Source organism: Phyllobacterium sp. P5_D12 (genome assembly GCF_054049495.1).
Map to the genome: position 1 here is coordinate 1 of NZ_JBFUMG010000836.1, position 1,444 is coordinate 1,444.

The 1,444-nt window shown below is 56.4% G+C and carries 1 protein-coding gene and 2 pseudogenes; 1 reads left to right on the forward strand and 2 read right to left on the reverse strand.

Annotated features, from left to right (window positions below):
• The coding region (locus ACXJ5O_RS26885; protein ID WP_457302577.1) for a phospholipase D-like domain-containing protein at positions 1-541 on the forward strand (541 nt) is incomplete at its 5' end.
• Between the two features lie 261 nt (positions 542-802).
• On the opposite strand, the pseudogene ACXJ5O_RS26890 reads toward ACXJ5O_RS26885, so the two are convergent.
• Together ACXJ5O_RS26890 and ACXJ5O_RS26895 are read right to left on the reverse strand one after the other, a co-directional pair.
• Positions 803-967 (reverse strand): annotated as a pseudogene (locus tag ACXJ5O_RS26890) (L,D-transpeptidase); the annotation flags it as partial.
• Between the two features lie 175 nt (positions 968-1,142).
• Positions 1,143-1,444 (reverse strand): annotated as a pseudogene (locus tag ACXJ5O_RS26895) (hypothetical protein); the annotation flags it as partial.

The window sequence follows — 1,444 nt, forward strand, 5'->3', positions numbered from 1 at the left end:
ACGCGGCACAGAGTGGTTGCGGGAACTTGAGGCGCGGGGCGTCGAGGTTTTGGTTGTAACCAATTCGCTGGCATCGAACGACGTGAAACCCGTCTATGCGCATTATGCAAAGGACCGGCGGGCTCTTCTGGAAGGTGGAGTCCACCTCTATGAACTTCGGCCTGATGCAGATCAAGAAGCGCGGCGCGGCGTCAATTGGGGGGAATCTCGATCGGGTCTGCATGCCAAGGCCTTTACCATCGACGATCGTTATTTGTTCGTCGGCTCGTTCAACTGGGACCCGCGGTCGGTGAATATCAATACGGAGATGGGCATTCTGATCGACTCGCCTGAATTTACCAAGAAGACGTCGAATGCCCTAAGAGGCGTTCTAAGAGAAGAAACCTTTGCCGTAAGGCTGGACAAGGACAAGCGGATCTCTTGGACTGAGACCGAGCCGGACGGGACGCAGCGGATCTATTATCATGAGCCGACGGGTTCGCCCTGGGATCAATTCGTGGCGGGATTTTATGCGATTCTCCCTATCGGTTCGCAGCTCTGAGGTTTTTGCGCCGCAACCAGCCCAACCGACGCTCTGAAGTGATGTCTTTGTCCCCCACCTTTCGTCATCGAAACCGGAAAGATCCAGACCTAGCTAGACTGTAGCGTTCCCGTGAGCGCCAAACAGGATAATTGTATTCGACAACCGAAGCGATGGCGGCTGGAGCAAAGTGTTCTTGCCGCCTTCCGCTGGCCCCTTGCCGGTTGGCCGCCAATAAGCGATCCATGACCACGATCACCGGACGTGTCACACGGTATTGGATCACGAGCGTGGAGAGAATGTTGAGGTGGGATCCAAGACCACGACCTTGGTGCCGACCGGGACGAGATCATAGAGTTCAACAACCTGATCGCTCGTCATATGAATGCACCCGTTGGATACAGCCTTGCCGATCGAGGACGGGTCTGTCGTGCCGTGAATGCGACAGTATGTATCGCGGCCGTTTTAGTAGTGGTAGAGGGCGCGAGCGCCCAGCGGATTCGAGACATCATGTCGTTCGTTGGAACCCAAGGGAGTCTGCACACCCCCACCAAGCGAAGCGACCCGTCGAAACAATTCGACCTAGCGCTTGTGGCTAACAGGTGCTCAGATACCGCTCCTCTCAACCCGCAGGCCCGGTGTAACCAATCGCATTCGGTCCCCCATTCATCTCTCGAAGCTTGGTTATGTACTGCTGCGGACGCAGCAAGTGGCCGGGCACTTTATAGCCCATGGACCGCGCAATGTCGCCCACATAGGCATTGCAGTTATACGTCGTCGCTTGCCAGAAGTGCGATCTGGCCTTCAGTTTGCGTATGTAGGCAACGACGTTATTGTATTCGGCTTCGCTCAACATGACGCGCCAGCTCGCCGACCTGTACCTGTCTTCCAGATCACCGTCGCTCGCCCCGGTCTCAGCCGGCA